The organism is Planobispora rosea, from assembly GCF_014648175.1.
GTDB lineage: Bacteria > Actinomycetota > Actinomycetes > Streptosporangiales > Streptosporangiaceae > Planobispora > Planobispora rosea.
Genome location: NZ_BMQP01000134.1, coordinates 1 through 977, shown reverse-complemented (window position 1 = coordinate 977; position 977 = coordinate 1). Strand labels below are relative to the sequence as shown.

Here is a 977-nt window from a genome sequence, read left to right as displayed (position 1 = left end):
CGACCCCCACCGCCGACGACGCCGCCCCCCGCCCCCCACCGCACCGGCAACCACCGAACCGGACGACGGCGGCACCGCACCGGCAACCATCGAACCGGCAGCCACCGCCTCAGACGCCACCGGCCCCGGACCATCGACTGGAAACACCCTGCGCATGTTCACGCGCGCAAGTTTGGTGAGCCGAGCACTCCGGGCAGGACGTGAACACCGACCCTTGGTGCCGCCTTTACCGAGCCCATAACTTCGCAACCGCCACGCGGGCCCCGGGAGGATGCGTGACCAGGGTCACCCCGGTCAGGTGATCAGGCAGCCCGGCCGTGTCCCGGGATCAGGTCTCCCGGCCCCGTCCCGGGACCAGGTAGAGCGCGTAGTTCCCGGAGCGGAAGCGCAGCTGCGCGGCATCGCCCACGCTGTCCCCCGGTTCCATCCTGCTCTCGTCGACGAAGAGCCAGCGCACCCCGTAGCGCTCGTGCAGGCGCCCGACGGTGGACGGCGAGGGATCCTCGAAGGCCCTGCGGTTGTCCAGGAAACGCTCCCGATCCCAGAAGTCCTTCAGATAGCTCTCCCCCGGACTCCAGCCGGTCAGGTTCCGGGCGGTGAACGCCCATCCTTCGACCAGCACCCGCCGCTCGCCGAACGCGGCCACCCAGAAGTTCTTGCTCTCGCACGGGACGGGCTGCTCCCAGCGGCAGTTGGCGTTCGTCGCCACCAGCTCGTCCGGCTCGGAGTGGGACCGCAACCACCGCAGGGCGTGCTGCGCGTCCGGCGGGATCATCTTCGGCCCCACCGGGAGATCACCGTTCCCGGACGGGCCCGGCGCGGCGTACTGCGCGACGGCGTCCACCCGCTCGTGGAAGGTGGCCGGCAGGCACAGCGCCGACAGCGCCACCGTCATCACCGCCCAGGCCCGGCGCGCACCCGCCGCTCTCCCGAGCACGACCGCCACCACCGCGATGCCGGCCACCAACACCGCATAC

At 71.5% G+C, this 977-nt stretch carries 1 protein-coding gene; it reads right to left on the bottom strand.

Features of this window, described 5'->3' with window-relative positions; translation table 11 throughout:
- Positions 1 to 328 precede the first annotated feature (328 nt).
- Positions 329 to 977: hypothetical protein (locus IEZ08_RS39085; RefSeq protein WP_229803973.1), on the bottom strand; the 649-nt coding region annotated here is incomplete at its 5' end.